A 17706-nucleotide genomic window follows, 5' to 3' on the forward strand; every position below is an offset into this window, starting at 1 on the left:
TAATTTTTGGAACATAGAGAGTAAAATTATTAGATTAAGACGGGCAGCTTTCTATCTCACCCATATCTATGTTTGAGCCTCCGCCTGAGATCATCTTCTCATTTTCACGAATAAGCTTACCGTTATGCGTAATAGAGTAAGAGATAGCCGTGGAATCACGAATAGTATTTATAGTCGAGCAGTAAGTCTCAAGAGATGCCATAACCCAGCGAGCTGCCATCGTATCATCACCGTCTGAATTAAAACTGTATGTCAGATGCAAAGTATTAAACTTGCACGGGTGAGATTCATTTCTTGCGACTTCACCGTCTACAACTAAATCCGTAACAGTTTTATCTTGATTTTTTGGAATCAAAACTATATCTGTTGCACTGCATGTAATAATACCTGCTAAAAAATACTCAATTGGAGAGATAACTGGACAATCAATTATAAAACTGCTTTTTGAAGTTTTAGCTTCAAATTTCATACCTTCTTGATGAGAAACACTTACTTTCATCTATTTAGCCTTCTAAAAAAGTTTTAAATTCTTCCAACTGCTCTTTTGTTCTAACAGTTGCAGTACCGCCTGCTGATTTTCTGGCATTCATTGAATTTTTCAGAACTAAGAATTCTAATACGTCTTCTTTTATTCTTGGATCAATCTCTTTTAGATATTTAAATTCCATATCACTTAGATCAATTTTCAACTCTTCACTCTTAGCAACTGCATGACCTGTGATGAAATGAGCCTCTCTAAATGGGATACCGCATTTCTCAACCAAATAATCAGCTAAATCGGTGGCAGCAAGGTGTCCGACTGAACAAGCAGCACGCATATTGTGAGCTTTAACTTCCATGGTCTTGATAGCTTCTTTTAAAATCTCCAAAGATATTTGTGCAGTCTCTACTGCATCAAAAACACCCTCTTTATCTTCTTGAGTATCTTTGTTATATGCTAATGGAAGACCTTTCATAACAGTTAAGAGTCCCATCAATGAGCCATAAACACGACCTGTTTTACCACGAAGAAGTTCCGGTACATCAGGGTTTTTCTTTTGAGGCATGATTGATGAACCTGTAGAGTATTCATCACTTAGTTCTACAAAGCCAAACTCATAACTTGACCACATAACAAGCTCTTCACTAAGTCTTGAAATATGCATCATCATAGTTGAAATATTAAACAAAATCTCTAAAGCGAAGTCTCTGTCACTTACAGTATCCAAACAGTTAACACTGACACTGTCAAAACCAAGGATCTCTGCACTCATATCTCTGTCAATATTATGTGGAGTTCCAGCCAATGCGGCACAGCCAAGAGGAGAGATATTATTTCTTTTATATGAGTCTTCAAATCTGGCAATATCCCGTTTAAACATAGAAAGATAAGCAGCTAAATGAAAACCGAAGTTAGTCGGTTGTGCATGTTGAAGGTGTGTCATACCCGGTATTAAAGTCTCTGTATGTTGCTCGGCTACAACTAAAATCTCTTTCATTAAAAGCTTAAGAGCATCTACTATATCAAGGTTTCTTTTTAAAACCCAGCGGCGAAAATCAACAGCAACTTGATCATTTCTGCTTCTGGCAGTATGTAGTTTTTTACCTGCATCGCCAATAATAGCAGTCAGACGTTTTTCAATACCCATATGCAGATCTTCATCATGAATATTCCATACAAATTCGCCTGATTCAATCTCAGTCAAGACCTGGTTTAAGCCCTCAGTGATTTGACGAAGTTCTTCATTGGTTAAAATCTCTTGTTTTGCAAGCATTGCAGCATGAGCTAAAGAACCTTCAATATCTTCTTTGTATAATTTTCTGTCATACATGATTGAAGCGTTAAACTCATCTAATAAACTTGAAGCACTCGCTGAAAAGCGACCTGACCACATTTTATCCATAAAAATATCTCCGATTGTAAAAAGTTTGGTATTTTATCTAAAGTTGTTTAAAGAGGAGTTTACGGATTAATTACAAGCCGGTACATTACCGCTGTCTTTAGCATATTCAACTAAAAACTGCTTAAGATGTTTTGAGTCTCTATAGTATTTTTTACTTTCAAAATAGTTCCATGAATTTTCAGCTTTGGAGCTTCTTAGATGCAAATCAGCTAAAGGCTTACCCTTTTGTTTCATTATTTTATTCCATTGTCTAATTTTTTTCTTTGCAATAAATGCTTGTCCTTCATCATGACATTTAACACATTTTTTTACAAAAATCTTCTGACCTTTATAGACGGCGGCGTCCAAAGAAGATATGCTTAAGATAAAAAAAGCAATAAACAAAAGAAAAATTTTATTCATTAATAAACCTCAAAATAATTATCTCCCATAGTACATTAGAAAATATTATATTAACCTTATAAATAATTAAAATCACAATTATGTAATGAAATCAGTTATAATTGAAACTCTTCATATAACTTCTCATCCAGGTCCCATAAACCTTTTTTCTTTAACTCATCTACTACTTCTTTAGTACAGTCTACATCATCCGGCCATTCTCGAGTGAAACCATCTAAAGCAGTCTTGTTTGTACCGTCAACTCCGACCATTAAACCTGATATAAATACATCTCTTTGTGCATCCATATTGTTTGTAACACGCCAGATTAACATATATGGGTTCATTATGTCATTTTTGTGGTCATCTACAAATATAACTATTCTAATATTTGTGCTCAAATCAACAAGTACATCAAAATACTCTTTGGCATTTTTACTCTTATTAACACTGATCACAGTAACAGGATTTTTAGTTCGTCTCATATACTGATGCACACCAGTTGCTTCCGGAATCAGTTCCTGAATTCTCTGAAGCAGTTCTTCATCACCTAAAAGCTGAGGAGCTTCCACCTTGTAAGCTGCCGTAGCATCAATTCCTAATTTACCACCGACAAGGCTTTCCGGTGAAGAGTGATCAAGTGCATCTAAAATACCTTCAGATATAAAAAGAGATTTTGGAGCGAATCTGTCTAACACATAAGAAGTAAGTGCTTCATAATTATCAAGTTTAGGAGCATTTTCATCCAAGAAAATTGCATGCTTTACAAAACTCATCTGTCCTGCACCCCAAAAAGCATGCATGAATTGTTTTGCATGTCCTTTATAGTGTGGTTGCATCTTTGCTAATATAAGGTTATGAAAACCTGCATTTTCAGGCATATGATAATCAATTAAATCAGGAACGGTAGTCTTTAATAGTGGAAAGAAAATCTTACCTGTCGCCCAACCCATATACTTGTCTTCTAAAGGCGGTTTACCGACAACGGTAGCTAAGAATGTAGGATTTTTTCTAGTAGTTATAGCACTAACTTGCATTACAGGATATGGTTCTTCAAGCGTATAATAACCTGTATGATCACCAAAAGGCCCTTCTATTCTCATCTCCTCCGGGTCTACCCAACCTTCAATCACATAATCGACATCAGCAGGAATGTATAGTGGAGTTGTTAATGACTTGACCAGTTTTGCGGGCTGTTTTTTGATAAGTCCATACATTAAAAGTTCATTTACTCCATAAGGAAGTGGAGCGGTGGCACACCAAGTATATAAAGGATTACCACCTATAGCAACACTAACCGGCATCTTCTTGCCTGCTTTTTGGTATTGGTCAAAAAAGTGTGAAGAATCTTTATGAATCTGCCAATGCATACCTAAATGATCTTTGTCATAGACTTGAAGTCTGTACATCCCAAGATTTACCATCTCCCCATCTAAACTCTGGGTATAAACCTGTCCCATGGTAATAAATGGACCGCCGTCTTGTTCCCAAGTAGTTAAAACCGGTAGTTTTGAGAGATCTATATCTTCATTTAAATATATAATCTCCTGACAAGCACCACTTCCTTTTAAGCGTTTTGGAAAGATATTTTTGAGTGCAAACAGTTCACTAGCCATTGATATTTTATCCATAAAACCTGCAGGAGGCTTCATATGGAGAAGTTTAGTAATCTCATCAGCAACTGATTCTATCGTACGACCAAAAAGAAGCTCACAACGTTTATATGAGCCAAATACATTCATAAGCACAGGTTCATCAAATTTTTGAGCATTCTTTTTATCTACTACATTTGTAAAAAGGATTGCCTTACCGCCATTTTTTTTCTTTATTTCTGCGTATGCAAGATGAGGAATTTCAAGATATACATCTAGTTCATCATCAATAACCCTAAGTTCATCATTTTTTTTTAGTAAATCTATAGTTTTTTTCATATTTATTTATCTTCCATTATTTTTCAAGTGCGTGCAATTATTATAATCTTTGTGGCATCTCTTCTTTAAATGCTGAATCTTCCGCTTTTCTTAATAGTTCTAAGGCACCGTTATTTATCATAAGTTCGGCCATCTCAAATCCAAGACTATCACTTTGAGCAATTTCTTTAACTATTTTTTCTTGCATCACATTTGTTCCATCAGGAAAACCTATCATAGTTCTAAAGGTAACAATATCATTATCTATAACTGCATTACAAGCTACAGGTGCTGAACATCCTGCTCCAATTTTGGAGATAAAATCTCTCTCAATCTGAGTACAGATAAATGTTTTTTCATCTTTTAAACTCTCGGCTATCTCTCTTACTTTATCATTACCTGTAACTATCTCTATGCCAAGAGCAGCCTGTCCCATCGGAGGTATCATCATATCAAGTGATAACTTTTGAGTATATGGGATATCTTTAAGTAAATCTAGTCTGCTTAGACCGATAAATGCCAGTATAATCGCGTCATATTGACCTTCTGCAAGCTTTCTGAGTCTTGTGTTTACATTGCCTCTTAAATCTTTAACTTTTAAGTCAGGTCGCTTCTTTAAAAGCTGCATTCTTCTTCTTAAACTTGTAGTACCTACAACTGCACCTTGTGGTAACTCTTCAAGACTCACATATTTATGAGACAAGAACACATCACTTTGGTCTTGTCGTTGGGTTACGGCTACTAACTCTAAACCCTCAGGAATATATGTAGGAACATCTTTTAAGCTATGAACTGCCAAGTCGGCATTTCCAGCTAACATTTCGTCTTCAAGCTCTTTTGTAAAATGACCTTTACCGCCAATCAAGGCCAATGGTTTATCTAAAACCTTGTCCCCGTTGCTTACAATCTTGTTTAACTCAACTCTGATCTCAGGATATGCCGCTTCTACTCTATCTTTAATATGATATGCCTGCCACAATGCTAAATCAGAGACTCTTGTTGCTATTACTAATTTTTCCATTCTCTAGTTAGCCTTTTCGTATTTCTTTTTTGTTTTATCTAATTTATCATCAAAAAACAGTGTCGGAGTTCCATTCACCATCAATGCTTCTGCTATCTCTAAATCATTTTTTATATATTCCAAGACGGTTTTTGATTCTAAATCTAAACGTGTAATATTCGTTTTCATAATTTTATTAAATGCCGAAAGTATTTTTTCGACATCTTTTTCTCTTGGATCGACTTTTACTTTATATAGATTTAATATAACGTCTTTTTTACCTTGAAGTTCAGCTGCAACTGCCGCTTTAACAAGGTCTACCGCTGCCGGATGAAGAGAAGGAAGAGGATAATGATAATAGTATATAGCAAAGTTTTTCGGGTCTTTTTTCATAGTCTCTATAGCTTTTGGAACAAAGTTTCTGCAAAACGGGCAAAGTGGATCTGAAAAGATAGCTACTCTATGCTTTGCATCTGCATTTCCATAAATCAGGTTCTCTTTCTTATAATATTTTAGTTCAAATGACGGAGAAACCGACTCTTTGAAAGAGACTCCCGTTTCAATATCTATAAGGTCCGGTGACATCGTTTCTCCATTTGAGAACCAAATCAACTTTTGTTTAACCTCACGGCTTCCTTTCTTGGCCTTAACCGTAGCTTTTACACTTACTATGTAGCCATTCCAACCTTTAACTTTTTCTAGTGCAATTGTCTGCTCAACTTTCACATTTAACTTAGTTATCTTTGGATTTTCAGAAAATGATTTTTCTAAAAACTTTTCTACAGCGGCTTCTGTAGTAGTCGCTTCAAGTAGGCTACTTAGTAGTAGAGCTGTCGCTAATAATTTCAACATCAATGACATCTGAATCCTTTTGTATATTTTTTTGATTATTTTCTTCTCGATAATCTGTTTTATGAATATTTGATTTTACATTATAACGGTTAACCAGCATGCTCGTAAAAACACTAAACTGCATCAGAATGCCTATTATATCTGTCAAAAAACCGGGGATTATAAGTAAAATGGCGCCAATAATAGTAAAAAGATTTAACTTTTGAAACTCATTGAGATCAATAGCATGATAAGAAACTGCCGTAATATTATGAAGAAGGGTTGTTCTAAAATTCATTAAAATAGATATGCCGACAAAAGCACTGAGGAGTATTTCAAAAAATGTTGCTAATCCACCTATAGAAGATGAGATATTTACGGATACAAGAACTTCCAGCAACAGATATATTATAAAATAGATCATTTTATATCAGTTCCATAACTTTGCCAAAAATATCACCCGCTTTAACTGAGGTTTTCTCTTTTGTCTTTCTGTCATAAATCTGGACAAGTCCGTTTGCAAGCTCTTTTCCTATAATAACAGTGTATGGATAACCGATTAGTTCCGCGTCTTTCATTTTAAAGCCAAATCTGTCTTTTCTGTCATCGAACATAACTTCAATATCTTCACCCAAAAATTTCAAATAAAGTTCCTCTGCTAAAGTTACCTGCTCTTCATCTTTTATGTTCGAGAGAATGATATTAACCAGATACGGTGCTGTCTCTTTTGTCCAGATACAGCCGTCTTTATCATGATTTTGCTCTATTACAGCTGCAACGAGCCTGCTCACACCGATACCGAACGTTGCCATTTCAAATGGTCTCGGTTTTCCATTTTCATCATTAAAGTTTGCTTCCAAAGCGGCAGAATATTTAGTTCCTAATTGAAAAATATGCCCGACTTCAATACCCTTTTTAAAGTGAAGATCAGCACCGCAAGAACATTTTTTATCTATTTTTAATTCTCTCAACTCTTCATAAGATTTCTCATTGTAAGCATCCACTTGTTCTTCATCAAAGATTGTCTCAACATTAGCACCATAGTCACACTCTTCGCACACAACAAGAGTGTCTTCACCGCTGTTTGCTAAAACATGAAACTCTTTACTACCTGTTCCCCCAATGGCTCCACTGTCAGCTTCAACTACTCTAAAGTCAAGTCCAAGTCTAGTGAAAATCTTTTTATAAGTCTCTTCCATTAAATTAAATTCTCTTACCATATCCTCTGTACAAGAGTGAAAAGAGTACCCGTCTTTCATCAAAAACTCACGACCGCGTAAAAGTCCGTATCTAGGCCTAGCTTCATCACGAAATTTAGTATTTATCTGATATAGATTAACTGGCAAGTCTTTATAGCTATTCACTCTATTTTTAACTAGCTCTACCATAGCTTCTTCATTTGTAGGACTTAAGACAAACTCATTAGTATGTCTGTCTCGGATGCGAAGCATCTCTTTTCCCATAGTCTCAGAACGACCGCTTCTATCCCATAGACCGATAGGTGTCACAAAACTGAGTTGTACTTCACTACAACCAGCTTCATCCAACTCTTCTTTAACAATAGTTCTAATCTTATCTAGTACAATTTTTCCCAAAGGCATAAAATTGTAAAGTCCTGCACCTTGACTATTTATAAAACCGCCTCGTATTAAAAACTGATGACTTGGCAGTGTTGCATCCGATGGAGCTTCTTTACTTGTTGGTATAAACGATCTACTTCTTCTCATTTACTTCCCTTTTTTGCCACTTCTAAGGCATGTTCGCATTTATATTTATCCGGCATTGCTACATTCTCATTTTTTATCAAAAACTGTAGTGCTCCCGTTATCATATCTGATTTTGATTCTTCAGATACACTTCTCATCTTTGTAGTCATGTCATGTAAAAAACGTTTTATAACCTGCTCACTCATTTTGCGAATCTGTTCTTCATACTTTTTGGGTATGTATCCGTTTTTTATAACTCTATCACTTTCAATTTTTGCAGCTTCAAAAGCTTTTGAGTATATCTCTTTTATCATCGGTTCTATATTTAGAGTATCTAACCACTCAAAAAACTCTACAGTGCTTCGTCCTATGATTGTGTGAGCTTTTCTTGCTTCATCTTCTCTAAGACCTTTATTTTCATCCACAATTGTTTTTAAATCATCAATTTGATAAAGGTTGATGCGCTCGCCCTTATGATAAGAGATATCTCTTGGCATAGCCAAGTCAAACCAGTATCTATCAAAATCACATGATCTTATAATCTCATCTGTGATTATAGGAACAGGGGATGATGTCGCGGTAAATAAAATTTCAAACTCATTTACAATATGAGGCAGTTGGTCAAAGTCTAAAACTTTTGCTCCACACTCCTCTGCAAGAGTAAATGCTTTGTCTTTTGTCCTGTTCATTATATAGACATCAGCACCGTTTGAGACCATATGCTTTGCTGTTATCTCAGACATCTCTCCTGTCCCGATTATCAAAGCTTTTTTACCTTCAACACTCTCCAAAACAGACTTAAGTTTAGCAACTGCGACACTCGCAATAGAAACGGGTTTTGAAGAGATATCTGTTGCATTTCTAACTTTTGCAGCGCATTTAAAAGCGTTATGCATAGCACGCGCAAGTTTTTGTCCGCAATGACCCTTATCATATGAAAATCTGAATGCGTCTTTAAGTTGTCCTGCAATCTGTGTCTCACCGATAACCATAGAGTCAAGTGATGATGCAACCGTAAAAAGGTGATGAATAGCACTACTGTCATCAAATACATCTGCACGACCTTCTAACTCTTCAATAGAAATTCCTGCGCGGTCTGTAAGCATCTCAAATATATGCTGTGTCGCCTCGACTATATCGCTACAGCTGCAAAAGATTTCCATTCTGTTACATGTAGAGATAAGTATTGTTTCATTTATAGCATCTGAAGAGTTTAGTTTTGTCAGACATCCGCTAACATGTTCATCATCAGGATAAGAAAGTTTTTCTCTTATCTCAAGAGTGGAGTTTTTGTGTGAAAAGCTTATATTTAAATAGTGCATTAGTAACTTCTTTTAATCATTGTTTGTAATATTTCAATTAGTTCTTTATCATCTTTTACAGCCGACATTGCTTCGTTTGAGAGTTTTTTCGCCAGTTCAAATGAGTTTTCTACAGATTTGTGTTCTTGCATTTTTTGTTTTATCCACAGAACTTCATCTTCATCTATGCTCTTTGCATGTGAGCTTTTGAGTCTCTGTTTGTCTTGCTCATTCAATTCTTTATAGAGATAGATATATGGGAGAGTACATTTACCTTCTACAAAGTCATTCATAGCCGGTTTTCCAAGAGTAGCCGAATCGGCCGTAATATCCAGGATATCATCAATAATTTGAAATGACAAGCCAAGATTTTTTCCGTAAACTCCATACATCTGGGCATCTTTTCCTGCCAGAAGTGCGGATGCATAAGCTGCAGCTTCAATGAGAGTCGCGGTTTTAAGGTAGAGCATATCAAGATATTTATCTTCATCTTCATTAAACTCATCTGACATCTTGACATCTTGCATCTCGCCTTTTGAGAGTGCCGTTACGGAAGAGGCAATGACTTTTGCAATATCTTTGTCAAATTCTACAAGTTCTGTAAATGCTTTTGAATACAAAATATCTCCTAGCATTACAGCCGTTTTACTGCCGTCTGTCGCATTTACAGATGCGACTCCTCTTCTTGTAACAGCTTCATCTATTACATCGTCATGGAGAAGGCTTGCTCCATGTATAAGTTCAACTATAGCAGCTAGCAGTGGAGCTTTTTCATGCTCGGGAGCAATCTTTAAAATCAATTTTGCTCTAAGTCTTTTACCGCCTGAGAGCATATTAAAAAGACGGGTTACTTCGTCATAATCAACTTCTTTTATTAATCTTGCTATTTCACTCTCAACTCTTTGCATCAACACCTCTTTAATCGTTCTTCAAATCTTTTAAACTTATTTCCATACTTTTATCTGACAAAAACAGTTCAAAAACTGCTTCATTCGTCTCATATTTAAACTCTTTAAATTTAACCAGCACATAAGGTGCAGCGTAAAAATCAGCCCCTCTAGGCCTTAGTTCAAGCCTAAAACTTTGATTCTTGCGTCTTAAATATAATATATTCTGTGCGACTATTCTATCATATGAACGATGAACAACCAGCCCTTCATTTTTGTACAAAGTCCAGTTAAATTTAAAAAGTTTTGAAATTGAATCGTATTTTACAAGAATTTTCTTTTGTTCATCCTTTTTTAGAGAGATTGTCGTTATATCCCTGAATTCATCTGCGACAACTCCACTAAAAAATAATGCTAAAAAGACAAAAACCTGTAAATAAAGTTTCAATTTATTTACTCACTTTTAGAAACTATCTCGCCCATAAGCTCAATACTTAGACTCTTAGTTTTGCTCTCAACATCTAAAGAGTTTTCTAACATAAAAGTATCAATCATCTCGCCGTAATCTTCTCCGAATTTTTCTTCTAAAACAAGTTCTAAAGCAGCTCTTCTTTTCATAAAATTCTCTAAATCAAATCTAACAACATCATTATTAGCATTAAAAATTATATCCATCAATTTACTAGTCGGTGAACCTAAAAATACATCATCTTCATCTTCAAACAGTGCACTATATTTTGACATTAATCTATTCCTTAATTTTATTTATATATCTCGTGATTATACAATTCATTTATTAATTATTGCTTGAGATAGTTCAATAGTCCCTCTTCTTTCAAGCAATATACAGATTTTAGGATATAATCGTGTTAAAATAAATACCAGGAAAAACTAATAATGATAAATCAAGATGTCTTTAGCGTCTCATTGGATGCCGGAGCTATAATAATAGACTTTAATGAAACTGCATCAAAAATAAGCGGTTACACAAAAACAGAAGTTATCGGTAAGAACTGGTTTGAGATATTTATACCTGAGAGCGACTTGGTTGAAATGCTAAAAGTATTTACCGATCTCTTTCATGGAAGTAATCAACATTGGGAATATACAAATATTATTACTTGCAAAGACGGTAGCAGTAAAAAAATAAAATGGATTAACAATATACTAAAAGATGATAGGAACAAACCTACTTTAATATATTCTTTGGGAGTGGAAGTATAATCCACAAATTCCAAAGAATACAACTCTTATTTGATTATTTGTGTACCTACACCCTCTGAGGTAAAGAGTTCAAGCAGCATAGAGTGTTCTAGTCTTCCGTCTATTATATGAGCTTTTTTAACACCACCCTCAATAGCTTCTAAACATGCGTCTACCTTTGGTACCATTCCACCGTGAATAGTTCCGTCAGCCTTTAAAGCTTCAACTTCATCTTTTGTAAGAGTAGCTAAAAGTTCTTTTTCATTGTTTAAAACGCCCGGTGTATCTGTTAAAAATATTATCTTATTTGCACCTATAGCTTTTGCAACGTACGATGCACACAAATCTGCATTTATATTAAAGCCAGGATGTCCCATCTCTTCACCAGCAGCTATAGGGGCGATAACCGGTACAAACTTATCGGCAATAAGTTTAGCAACTACATCAGGTTTTACTGCGTCGATATTCCCTGTTAACCCCCATTTTGCAAAATCTTTTGCTTTTGCAGTGATGAAGTGAGCATCTTTGCCGCTTACGCCGATAGCTTTTGCACCGTGTGAATTAAGAAGAGAAACGATTTCTTTGTTTATTTCACCGCTTAGTATCATCTCGGCTATACGCATAACTTCTTTGGTTGTAACCCTCTGCCCATCTATAAACTTTGTATCAATGTTAAGAGCATCCAGCATCTCTGTAATTTTTGAGCCACCGCCATGAACTATTACCGGCTTGATTCCTACAAGATACATGAGCAAAATATCTTCTGCAAACTTCTCTTTTAACTGAGTCGAAGTCTGAGCTGATCCACCATACTTGATAACTACTATCTCATTTCTAAACTCTTTTATAAACGGCAATGCATCAAGCAGTGTTTTTACTGTTTCAATCTTTTTTTTCAATATTTTCCCCTGTAATCATCAATTCTTTTAAAAACTTTTTTATCAACTTCTACATCTAAATCTAACAACGAAAGACTCAGCCCGAATGATTCAACTTTTACAAAATCTTTATAAGTCACTAAAAGTGAATCAGCGCTCTCTTTTTTTAAAATATCTTCTAACTCTTTTTTCGTAAATTGATGATGATCTTCAAAATAATTTTTACCTACAACTTCCGGCAAAAATTCATCTAGTCTCGATGGTCTTGCTATAGCTGTTACAAGTGACATTTTATCACTTTTATTTTTAAGTTTTACTACTCTTTTAAAATCTTTTTTATCCTCAAGTACAATTGCCTCTTTAGAAGACCAGAGTCTCTCTCTAAAAGCCCCAGAAGGAAGGCATCTGTTATTCTTGGTTTTGACATCTATAAGCAAGTCAAGTTTTTTGATATCATGCTTGGAGTATGCATCATCTAAAAAAACTATTTTTGCACCCATCTCTTTAGCTTTTAGTATCCCTTTACGCCTGTCTTCACTTACGATTACAATGGCATGAGAAAGTTTGTGAGCATATATCATAGCTTCATCACCGCTGATGCCTACATCACATAAAATATTATTCTTGTCTTTTACGACATAGAGACCGCTGCTGCTACGACCGTATCCTCGAAGGACTATCGCTGAGTCTTCATATCCGGATGCAAGGGCGGTTACCAATGGTGTTTTACCGCTTCCTCCTACACTGAGGTTTCCGACACTCACTATATCTATATCAAAGTCGACTGGGGTTTTGCTTTTAAATCGGATATACATGCCAAAGCAATATATCCAACTAATGGGAAGAAGTATAAAAGAGAGCAGTTTTTGAACTAAAGTAGGATTGTAAAAATACTCCTCAATCCAAAAGACTAAATCTCTTTTCAAATTTTTTAAACTTTTGTTTTAGCTATTTGTTTGATTTTTTCACAAATAAACTTCACTTCTTTATCTTCCATATTTGGATAAATCGGAAGTGATAAAACTTGTTGAAAACTTTGAAGTGCTTTAGGATAGTTGTTTATCTTTAATGAATATTTTGATTTGTAATAAGTCAAAAGATGAAGCGGAATATAGTGAAGTCCGGTCTCAATACCCTCTTTTTTCAAATCCAACGCAAAAGAGTCACGGTTTTTATCTACTTTGATTATATATAAAGAAAACGGATGCTCTTCGTTGCTCATATCAGGGACAGTAATATGGCTTGTTCCATCAAGAGCTTCACTGAACATTTGCGCTATTTCTTGTTGTCTAGCTATATTGTCATCTTGTTTTGTAATTTGTGCTCTTATATAGGCTGCTTCCAGCTCACCCATAGAGTAATCATTTCCAATATCAACAACATCATAAATATATTCTAGTGCATCTTCGTCACGTGCTATCGCATGATTACTAAGAAGTTTTGCACGCTCCATAATTTCATCATCATTAGTTACAAGCATACCGCCGTTACATACATTTTTCTTTAAGTGAGGAGAGAAATCAAAACAAGTTATATCCGCACCTGTTGACCCGATTTTATTGCCCTTGTATGTTGCACCCAAAGCTTCACATGCATCTTCGACTATTTTTACATCATAAATCTTAGCTATAGAGTAAAGTCTTTCCAAATCAACTGTAGTACCTGCTATGTGTGTGACAATTACAGCTTTTAGCTTTTTTGATTGATTATCTTCTAAAAAAGCCTCTAAAAGATCCAGATTGATATTGTAAGTATTAGCCTCTATATCTATAAAGACAGGTTCTGCATCAAAGTGACGCACAACTTCTGGTACATTCGGATAAGCATTTACCGAACAAACTACTTTATCTCCGCGTTTAAGGTCAAGTGCAAGCATTGCAAGGTGAAGCGCAGACGTACCGTGAGATGTTGCCAGTGCATAATCAGCTCCTATATACGAAGCAAATTCCTCTTCTAATTGAGCTACTTGATTAAGATCTTCTGAATCAAGTACATCTGCAACATTGCTATGTTCTTCTCGTCCACTTTCATATTTAAAAAACGGTATTTTCATTTTTAATCCTTAATTTTATTTCATAAAATGAAGGAAAACCTTCATCTGTTTTCTTACTGTATCGGAAGTATACCCTCAAGGAGCACCTTGATTCCGACACCTACACTAACGCTTGGTTTCCTTCAGCAGGAAGCTCATTGAACAAGTCCAATCTATAGGGTTATATCTCTTGGATAATTAAAATCATGATTTATAGTTCTTGATGTAAGTTTTGCAATAACCGGCATCTTTCTCTTAAAATGATTGCGAAAGATTCTTCCAACTATCATATCAAGCATCTCAGAATCTATACCTCTGTTAATTATTTCCTCTTTAGTCAGTCTATCGTCAACATATAGTTTTAAAGCTTCATCTAGTTGTGCGTATGTATAACCCAGATCAGCTTCATCACTCTGTCCGTCCCATAAATCAGCAGACGGTGCTTTGTCTATAATATTTCTTGTAACACCAAGGTATTCCGCCAACTCATAAACTTCACTTTTGTACAAATCCCCTATGGGATTGACGGCACTAGATAAGTCCCCATACAAAGTTCCATACCCCAACATCAACTCACTCTTATTACTAGTTCCTAAAACCAAGGCATTTTCTCTTGCTGAGATATCAAAAAGAGTAGACATCCTCATACGGGAAGAAAAGTTTCCTTTTCTCAGATTATCCATATCAGGATTCAACTCTTCATATGCACGCAACATAGGTTCTATAGATGCCGTTGTTGATTTCATAGAAAAATCTCTGCACAAGGCATCTGCATCATCGAGTGAACTCTGTGAAGAGTATTGCGAAGGCATTTTTACACACAACAAATCATCTTTAAAAGTTTTATGGGCCAACACTGCAACGACTGCAGAATCAAGTCCGCCACTCAAACCGACTACAACTTTTTTTATGCCCGTTTTACGAACTTCATCATCTAAAAAACGTTGTAAATAGTCTGAAATCTGCGCATATTTACTCATATATTTTTACAAACCTTTAAAAATCTTTAACAAAAAATATTATATCAAAGTTTTGTAACAAATTACTTTTGTAATTATTTTGTTCTAATATTTATATAGTTTTGTTACAATCTAATAAAAAAGAGAGCATAATGCAGATAAAAGTTCAACCTATGGGTGTTTACCAGACAAACTGTTACATCGTAACCTTAGATGGCAAAGACTTTATCATAGATCCTGGAGTAGATGCTACTTCCTGGGTAGAACAAAATGTTACAAATCCGGTAGCAATTTTAAATACACACGGCCATTTTGACCACGTCTGGTCAAATGCAGAGCTTCAAAAGAAGCTCAATATTCCTCTATATACTCCAGAGGGAGATGCTATATTACTCTCACAGAGCAGTTGGATGCCAGACCTTCCTCCGTCAGTTCCTGATGTAAAAGTAAAACCTGATGAAGAGTTTGATTTTGACGGAGTAAAGGTAAAATTTCGCCATTTTCCGGGACATTGTCCGGGATGTTCCACTATAGAGATTGGAGATGCGATGTTTAGCGGAGACTTTATCTTTGAGCGCTCAATAGGCAGAACAGACTTTCCATACTCATCACCGCAAGATATGAAAAACTCTTTGGAGAAGTTTAAAAAGCTCGACTATGACAAAACTGTCTATCCCGGTCACGGTGGGACAACAACTATAAAACAAGAACAACAATATGCAGATTACTGGATAGGAAACCTATAATGCAAGATCATTTTGAAGAAAAGTCAAAAGTCTGGGACCAAGGCAGTATTAGAGTTGACAGTGCTAAAAAAATAGCAGATTCCATTAACGAAAAGATAGAACTTACAAAAGATATGGAGATTCTTGATTTTGGAGTCGGTACAGGACTTTTAGGTTTTGATATAGCAAAGAAAGTAAAAAAAGTTTACGGGGTGGATACATCTCTTAGTATGCTTGAAAAGTTAAAAACTAAAAATACTCCCGAGCTTAGTATTGATACTTATCATCAGGACATTATAAGCTCACCGTTAGAAAAAAGCTTTGACGGTCTTGTCAGCTCTATGACTCTTCATCACGTTGAGAATTTAAAAGCTTTTTTTGAAACAATATACAAAAATGTAAAAGATAACGGTTTTATAGCCATAGCAGATTTACAAAGTGAAGACGGCAGTTTTCATTCAGACAACACTGGTGTTTTTCATTTTGGATTTGACAAAGAAGAATTATGCAAAATTGTATCGGATTCAGGTTTTACTAAAATAGATTTTCAGACAATATACACGATAAATAAACCGCACAGAGATTTTGATATTTTTTTATTGACTGCGAAAAGATAGATAAGAGGTTATATCCCCTCTTATTCTACATCATCTAACAGTTTCAACTTTAAAACATGTCTTTCAGTTATAACCGTTTTAAACTCGCCTTCAAAAACTTTTATATCCAGCACATATCCCTCTACATGCACATTTCTTTTTCTGCCTTCTTTGTGTCTGACTCTTGCTACAAAATTAACTTCATCTCCAAACTTTACAGGAGACAGGAATTGGCAATCACTTCCAACCAAGACTACATTTTTTTCATTTACGGCAGCCATTGCAGCATAATCTGCAGCACTAAAAATAAATCCACCGTGAATAAGCCCCTGATCATCAACAACCATTTCAGAGTTTGTTGTAAGTCTTAGCTCGACATAGCCTTTTTCCAATTTTAAAATTTCACCGCATAAATCACGATTTATATTTTCATGTGTTGATAAAATTTCGGCATTCTCTTCATCTTCTCTATAATCATCAAGTTCTAATTCTTCGTCTTTTAGTTCTTTATCCGTACTCACGATTTATCCTTTATAAGTTTAACATATACTCTTTTTGGTGCCGGGTATCCTTCTACCGTCTTTGAGCTGTCATTTGGATCTAAAAAATCTTCTAAAGACTGCCCTTCTATCCAAGAAGTCTTTCTCTGCTCATCTGCATCTGTAGTTGAAGTCTCTAAAACTTCAAAACTGCTAAAACCGGCTCTAAGACACCAGTTTTTCAGTGCCGGTATTGTCGGAACAAAATATATATTCGGTATTTTTGAGTAAGACGACTCGGGGCACAGTGCCATTTCATCTTCTCCGTCTATATAAAACGTATCAAGGACAACTTCACCCTGTTTGTCCAATCCACGAAATAACTGTTTTAACATTGCGACAGGATCACTTCTGTGATAAAGTACTCCCAAACAAAATATAATGTCAAATTTTTCTTCATAAAACTCCAGATGCTCTACACCTAAAAGTTCATACACTATATCACTTTTAACGAAATGATTTATAAAATCGAACTGTGTCTTATACAGAGGTGATGGATCAAAACCGACTAAAGATTTTGGTGCATCTTCTTGCATCCGAAAGAGATAGTAACCATTGTTACATCCTATATCGGCTACTCTCTTATCTTTTAAACTAAAATGTTTTCTCAAAAGATTATATTTGATATTACTTTTCCATTCTGAGTCAATATAGCAATCAAAAATCTCAAAGGGTCCTTTTCTCCAAGGCATCATTAATCTTGCGACTTTTTCTATGTTTTTTACAGACTTACCGCTGATTTTGACGACATCGCCAAGTTTTACTTCAAAATCACCATCATCAATAGAATCCAATGCATCACGAATCGGCTTGATATTTTTCCAAGTCATCCACTTTTGTCTATCTTTTCTTAAATCTTCTAAGTTCATTTTATT

21 protein-coding genes are annotated in these 17706 nt (G+C 35.3%); 3 read left to right on the forward strand and 18 right to left on the reverse strand.

Annotated elements, in window-relative coordinates:
- Positions 1-34: 34 nt before the first annotated feature.
- From ABYK18_RS08975 to ABYK18_RS09030, 12 genes are all read right to left on the reverse strand, one after another.
- The gene (locus tag ABYK18_RS08975; RefSeq protein ID WP_373036333.1) at positions 35-499 is read right to left on the reverse strand and encodes an OsmC family protein; all 465 of its coding nucleotides are present in this window, start codon (positions 497-499) and stop codon (positions 35-37) included.
- A 4-nt stretch (positions 500-503) separates the two neighbouring features.
- Positions 504-1883: an argininosuccinate lyase gene (gene argH, locus ABYK18_RS08980; RefSeq protein WP_373036334.1), complete on the reverse strand. Its 1380-nt coding sequence runs from the start codon at positions 1881-1883 to the stop codon at positions 504-506.
- 66 nt (positions 1884-1949) lie between these two features.
- Positions 1950-2285: a cytochrome C gene (locus tag ABYK18_RS08985; RefSeq protein WP_373036335.1), complete on the reverse strand. Its 336-nt coding sequence runs from the start codon at positions 2283-2285 to the stop codon at positions 1950-1952.
- Positions 2286-2380: 95 nt separating this feature from the next.
- Positions 2381-4195: a menaquinone biosynthesis decarboxylase gene (locus tag ABYK18_RS08990; protein ID WP_373036336.1), complete on the reverse strand. Its 1815-nt coding sequence runs from the start codon at positions 4193-4195 to the stop codon at positions 2381-2383.
- A gap of 40 nt (positions 4196-4235) precedes the next feature.
- Complete coding sequence (gene hemC, locus ABYK18_RS08995; RefSeq protein WP_373036337.1) at positions 4236-5195, reverse strand: hydroxymethylbilane synthase; 960 nt, start codon at positions 5193-5195, stop codon at positions 4236-4238.
- 3 nt (positions 5196-5198) lie between these two features.
- Positions 5199-6035 (reverse strand): DsbA family protein, encoded by an 837-nt coding sequence (locus ABYK18_RS09000; protein WP_373036338.1) that lies wholly within the window; start codon positions 6033-6035, stop codon positions 5199-5201.
- Entirely contained in the window at positions 5989-6429 is a 441-nt protein-coding gene (locus tag ABYK18_RS09005) for an FxsA family protein (RefSeq protein ID WP_373036339.1), read from the reverse strand. The genes ABYK18_RS09000 and ABYK18_RS09005 overlap by 47 nt, the downstream gene beginning before the upstream one ends.
- 1 nt (position 6430) lies before the next feature.
- Complete coding sequence (gene proS / locus ABYK18_RS09010; protein WP_373036340.1) at positions 6431-7732, reverse strand: proline--tRNA ligase; 1302 nt, start codon at positions 7730-7732, stop codon at positions 6431-6433.
- On the reverse strand, positions 7729-9033 hold the full coding sequence (hemA, locus tag ABYK18_RS09015) for a glutamyl-tRNA reductase (protein WP_373036341.1): 1305 nt from the start codon (positions 9031-9033) through the stop codon (positions 7729-7731). Before hemA ends, proS begins: the two co-directional genes overlap by 4 nt.
- Positions 9033-9920 (reverse strand): polyprenyl synthetase family protein, encoded by an 888-nt coding sequence (locus tag ABYK18_RS09020; RefSeq protein ID WP_373036342.1) that lies wholly within the window; start codon positions 9918-9920, stop codon positions 9033-9035. Before ABYK18_RS09020 ends, hemA begins: the two co-directional genes overlap by 1 nt.
- A gap of 10 nt (positions 9921-9930) precedes the next feature.
- On the reverse strand, positions 9931-10347 hold the full coding sequence (locus ABYK18_RS09025; RefSeq protein ID WP_373036343.1) for a hypothetical protein: 417 nt from the start codon (positions 10345-10347) through the stop codon (positions 9931-9933).
- 5 nt (positions 10348-10352) lie between these two features.
- Complete coding sequence (locus tag ABYK18_RS09030) at positions 10353-10643, reverse strand: DUF2018 family protein (protein ID WP_373036344.1); 291 nt, start codon at positions 10641-10643, stop codon at positions 10353-10355.
- A gap of 153 nt (positions 10644-10796) precedes the next feature.
- On the opposite strand from ABYK18_RS09030, the gene ABYK18_RS09035 reads away from it, so the two are divergent.
- On the forward strand, positions 10797-11123 hold the full coding sequence (locus tag ABYK18_RS09035; RefSeq protein ID WP_373036345.1) for a PAS domain S-box protein: 327 nt from the start codon (positions 10797-10799) through the stop codon (positions 11121-11123).
- Between the two features lie 26 nt (positions 11124-11149).
- Here ABYK18_RS09035 and argB read toward each other — a convergent pair whose 3' ends face one another.
- The 4 genes from argB to ABYK18_RS09055 form a co-directional block, all read right to left on the reverse strand.
- On the reverse strand, positions 11150-12001 hold the full coding sequence (gene argB, locus ABYK18_RS09040; RefSeq protein ID WP_373036346.1) for an acetylglutamate kinase: 852 nt from the start codon (positions 11999-12001) through the stop codon (positions 11150-11152).
- Entirely contained in the window at positions 11998-12906 is a 909-nt protein-coding gene (locus tag ABYK18_RS09045) for a tetraacyldisaccharide 4'-kinase (protein ID WP_373036347.1), read from the reverse strand. Before ABYK18_RS09045 ends, argB begins: the two co-directional genes overlap by 4 nt.
- Before the next feature lie 5 nt (positions 12907-12911).
- A complete protein-coding gene (locus ABYK18_RS09050; protein WP_373036348.1) occupies positions 12912-14033 on the reverse strand; it encodes a DegT/DnrJ/EryC1/StrS family aminotransferase in 1122 nt (373 codons plus the stop codon).
- Positions 14034-14185: 152 nt separating this feature from the next.
- Positions 14186-14992, reverse strand: coding sequence for an NAD+ synthase (locus ABYK18_RS09055; RefSeq protein ID WP_373036349.1), 807 nt, complete (start codon positions 14990-14992; stop codon positions 14186-14188).
- A 131-nt stretch (positions 14993-15123) separates the two neighbouring features.
- Between ABYK18_RS09055 and ABYK18_RS09060 the strand changes: the two genes are divergently transcribed.
- Both ABYK18_RS09060 and ABYK18_RS09065 read left to right on the forward strand, forming a co-directional pair.
- On the forward strand, positions 15124-15717 hold the full coding sequence (locus tag ABYK18_RS09060; RefSeq protein WP_373036350.1) for an MBL fold metallo-hydrolase: 594 nt from the start codon (positions 15124-15126) through the stop codon (positions 15715-15717).
- Positions 15717-16313, forward strand: a complete 597-nt coding sequence (locus tag ABYK18_RS09065; RefSeq protein WP_373036351.1) for a class I SAM-dependent methyltransferase — start codon at positions 15717-15719, stop codon at positions 16311-16313. The genes ABYK18_RS09060 and ABYK18_RS09065 overlap by 1 nt, the downstream gene beginning before the upstream one ends.
- Positions 16314-16333: 20 nt before the next feature.
- On the opposite strand, the gene ABYK18_RS09070 is transcribed toward ABYK18_RS09065, so the two are convergent.
- Both ABYK18_RS09070 and cmoB read right to left on the reverse strand, forming a co-directional pair.
- Positions 16334-16813: a PaaI family thioesterase gene (locus ABYK18_RS09070; protein ID WP_373036352.1), complete on the reverse strand. Its 480-nt coding sequence runs from the start codon at positions 16811-16813 to the stop codon at positions 16334-16336.
- Positions 16810-17700 carry a tRNA 5-methoxyuridine(34)/uridine 5-oxyacetic acid(34) synthase CmoB gene (gene cmoB / locus ABYK18_RS09075; protein ID WP_373036353.1) on the reverse strand — a complete coding sequence of 297 codons (891 nt, stop codon included), beginning with the start codon at positions 17698-17700 and terminating at the stop codon, positions 16810-16812. The genes ABYK18_RS09070 and cmoB overlap by 4 nt, the downstream gene beginning before the upstream one ends.
- Positions 17701-17706: the final 6 nt, after the last annotated feature.

Source organism: Sulfurimonas sp. (assembly GCF_041563495.1).
Lineage (GTDB): Bacteria > Campylobacterota > Campylobacteria > Campylobacterales > Sulfurimonadaceae > Sulfurimonas.

What these genes read in the sequence shown, in the direction of transcription:
- ABYK18_RS09030 (WP_373036344.1), bottom strand. Translation starts at nt 10,643, where the DNA reads ATGTCAAAATATAGTGCACTGTTTGAAGATGAAGATGATGTATTTTTA.
- ABYK18_RS09000 (WP_373036338.1), bottom strand. Translation starts at nt 6,035, where the DNA reads ATGTCATTGATGTTGAAATTATTAGCGACAGCTCTACTACTAAGTAGC.
- ABYK18_RS09035 (WP_373036345.1), top strand. Translation starts at nt 10,797, where the DNA reads ATGATAAATCAAGATGTCTTTAGCGTCTCATTGGATGCCGGAGCTATA.
- ABYK18_RS09050 (WP_373036348.1), bottom strand. Translation starts at nt 14,033, where the DNA reads ATGAAAATACCGTTTTTTAAATATGAAAGTGGACGAGAAGAACATAGC.
- ABYK18_RS08990 (WP_373036336.1), bottom strand. Translation starts at nt 4,195, where the DNA reads ATGAAAAAAACTATAGATTTACTAAAAAAAAATGATGAACTTAGGGTT.
- ABYK18_RS08985 (WP_373036335.1), bottom strand. Translation starts at nt 2,285, where the DNA reads ATGAATAAAATTTTTCTTTTGTTTATTGCTTTTTTTATCTTAAGCATA.
- ABYK18_RS09065 (WP_373036351.1), top strand. Translation starts at nt 15,717, where the DNA reads ATGCAAGATCATTTTGAAGAAAAGTCAAAAGTCTGGGACCAAGGCAGT.
- argH (WP_373036334.1), bottom strand. Translation starts at nt 1,883, where the DNA reads ATGGATAAAATGTGGTCAGGTCGCTTTTCAGCGAGTGCTTCAAGTTTA.
- ABYK18_RS09060 (WP_373036350.1), top strand. Translation starts at nt 15,124, where the DNA reads ATGCAGATAAAAGTTCAACCTATGGGTGTTTACCAGACAAACTGTTAC.
- proS (WP_373036340.1), bottom strand. Translation starts at nt 7,732, where the DNA reads ATGAGAAGAAGTAGATCGTTTATACCAACAAGTAAAGAAGCTCCATCG.
- ABYK18_RS09055 (WP_373036349.1), bottom strand. Translation starts at nt 14,992, where the DNA reads ATGAGTAAATATGCGCAGATTTCAGACTATTTACAACGTTTTTTAGAT.
- hemC (WP_373036337.1), bottom strand. Translation starts at nt 5,195, where the DNA reads ATGGAAAAATTAGTAATAGCAACAAGAGTCTCTGATTTAGCATTGTGG.
- cmoB (WP_373036353.1), bottom strand. Translation starts at nt 17,700, where the DNA reads ATGAACTTAGAAGATTTAAGAAAAGATAGACAAAAGTGGATGACTTGG.
- hemA (WP_373036341.1), bottom strand. Translation starts at nt 9,033, where the DNA reads ATGCACTATTTAAATATAAGCTTTTCACACAAAAACTCCACTCTTGAG.
- ABYK18_RS09005 (WP_373036339.1), bottom strand. Translation starts at nt 6,429, where the DNA reads ATGATCTATTTTATAATATATCTGTTGCTGGAAGTTCTTGTATCCGTA.
- ABYK18_RS08975 (WP_373036333.1), bottom strand. Translation starts at nt 499, where the DNA reads ATGAAAGTAAGTGTTTCTCATCAAGAAGGTATGAAATTTGAAGCTAAA.
- ABYK18_RS09020 (WP_373036342.1), bottom strand. Translation starts at nt 9,920, where the DNA reads ATGCAAAGAGTTGAGAGTGAAATAGCAAGATTAATAAAAGAAGTTGAT.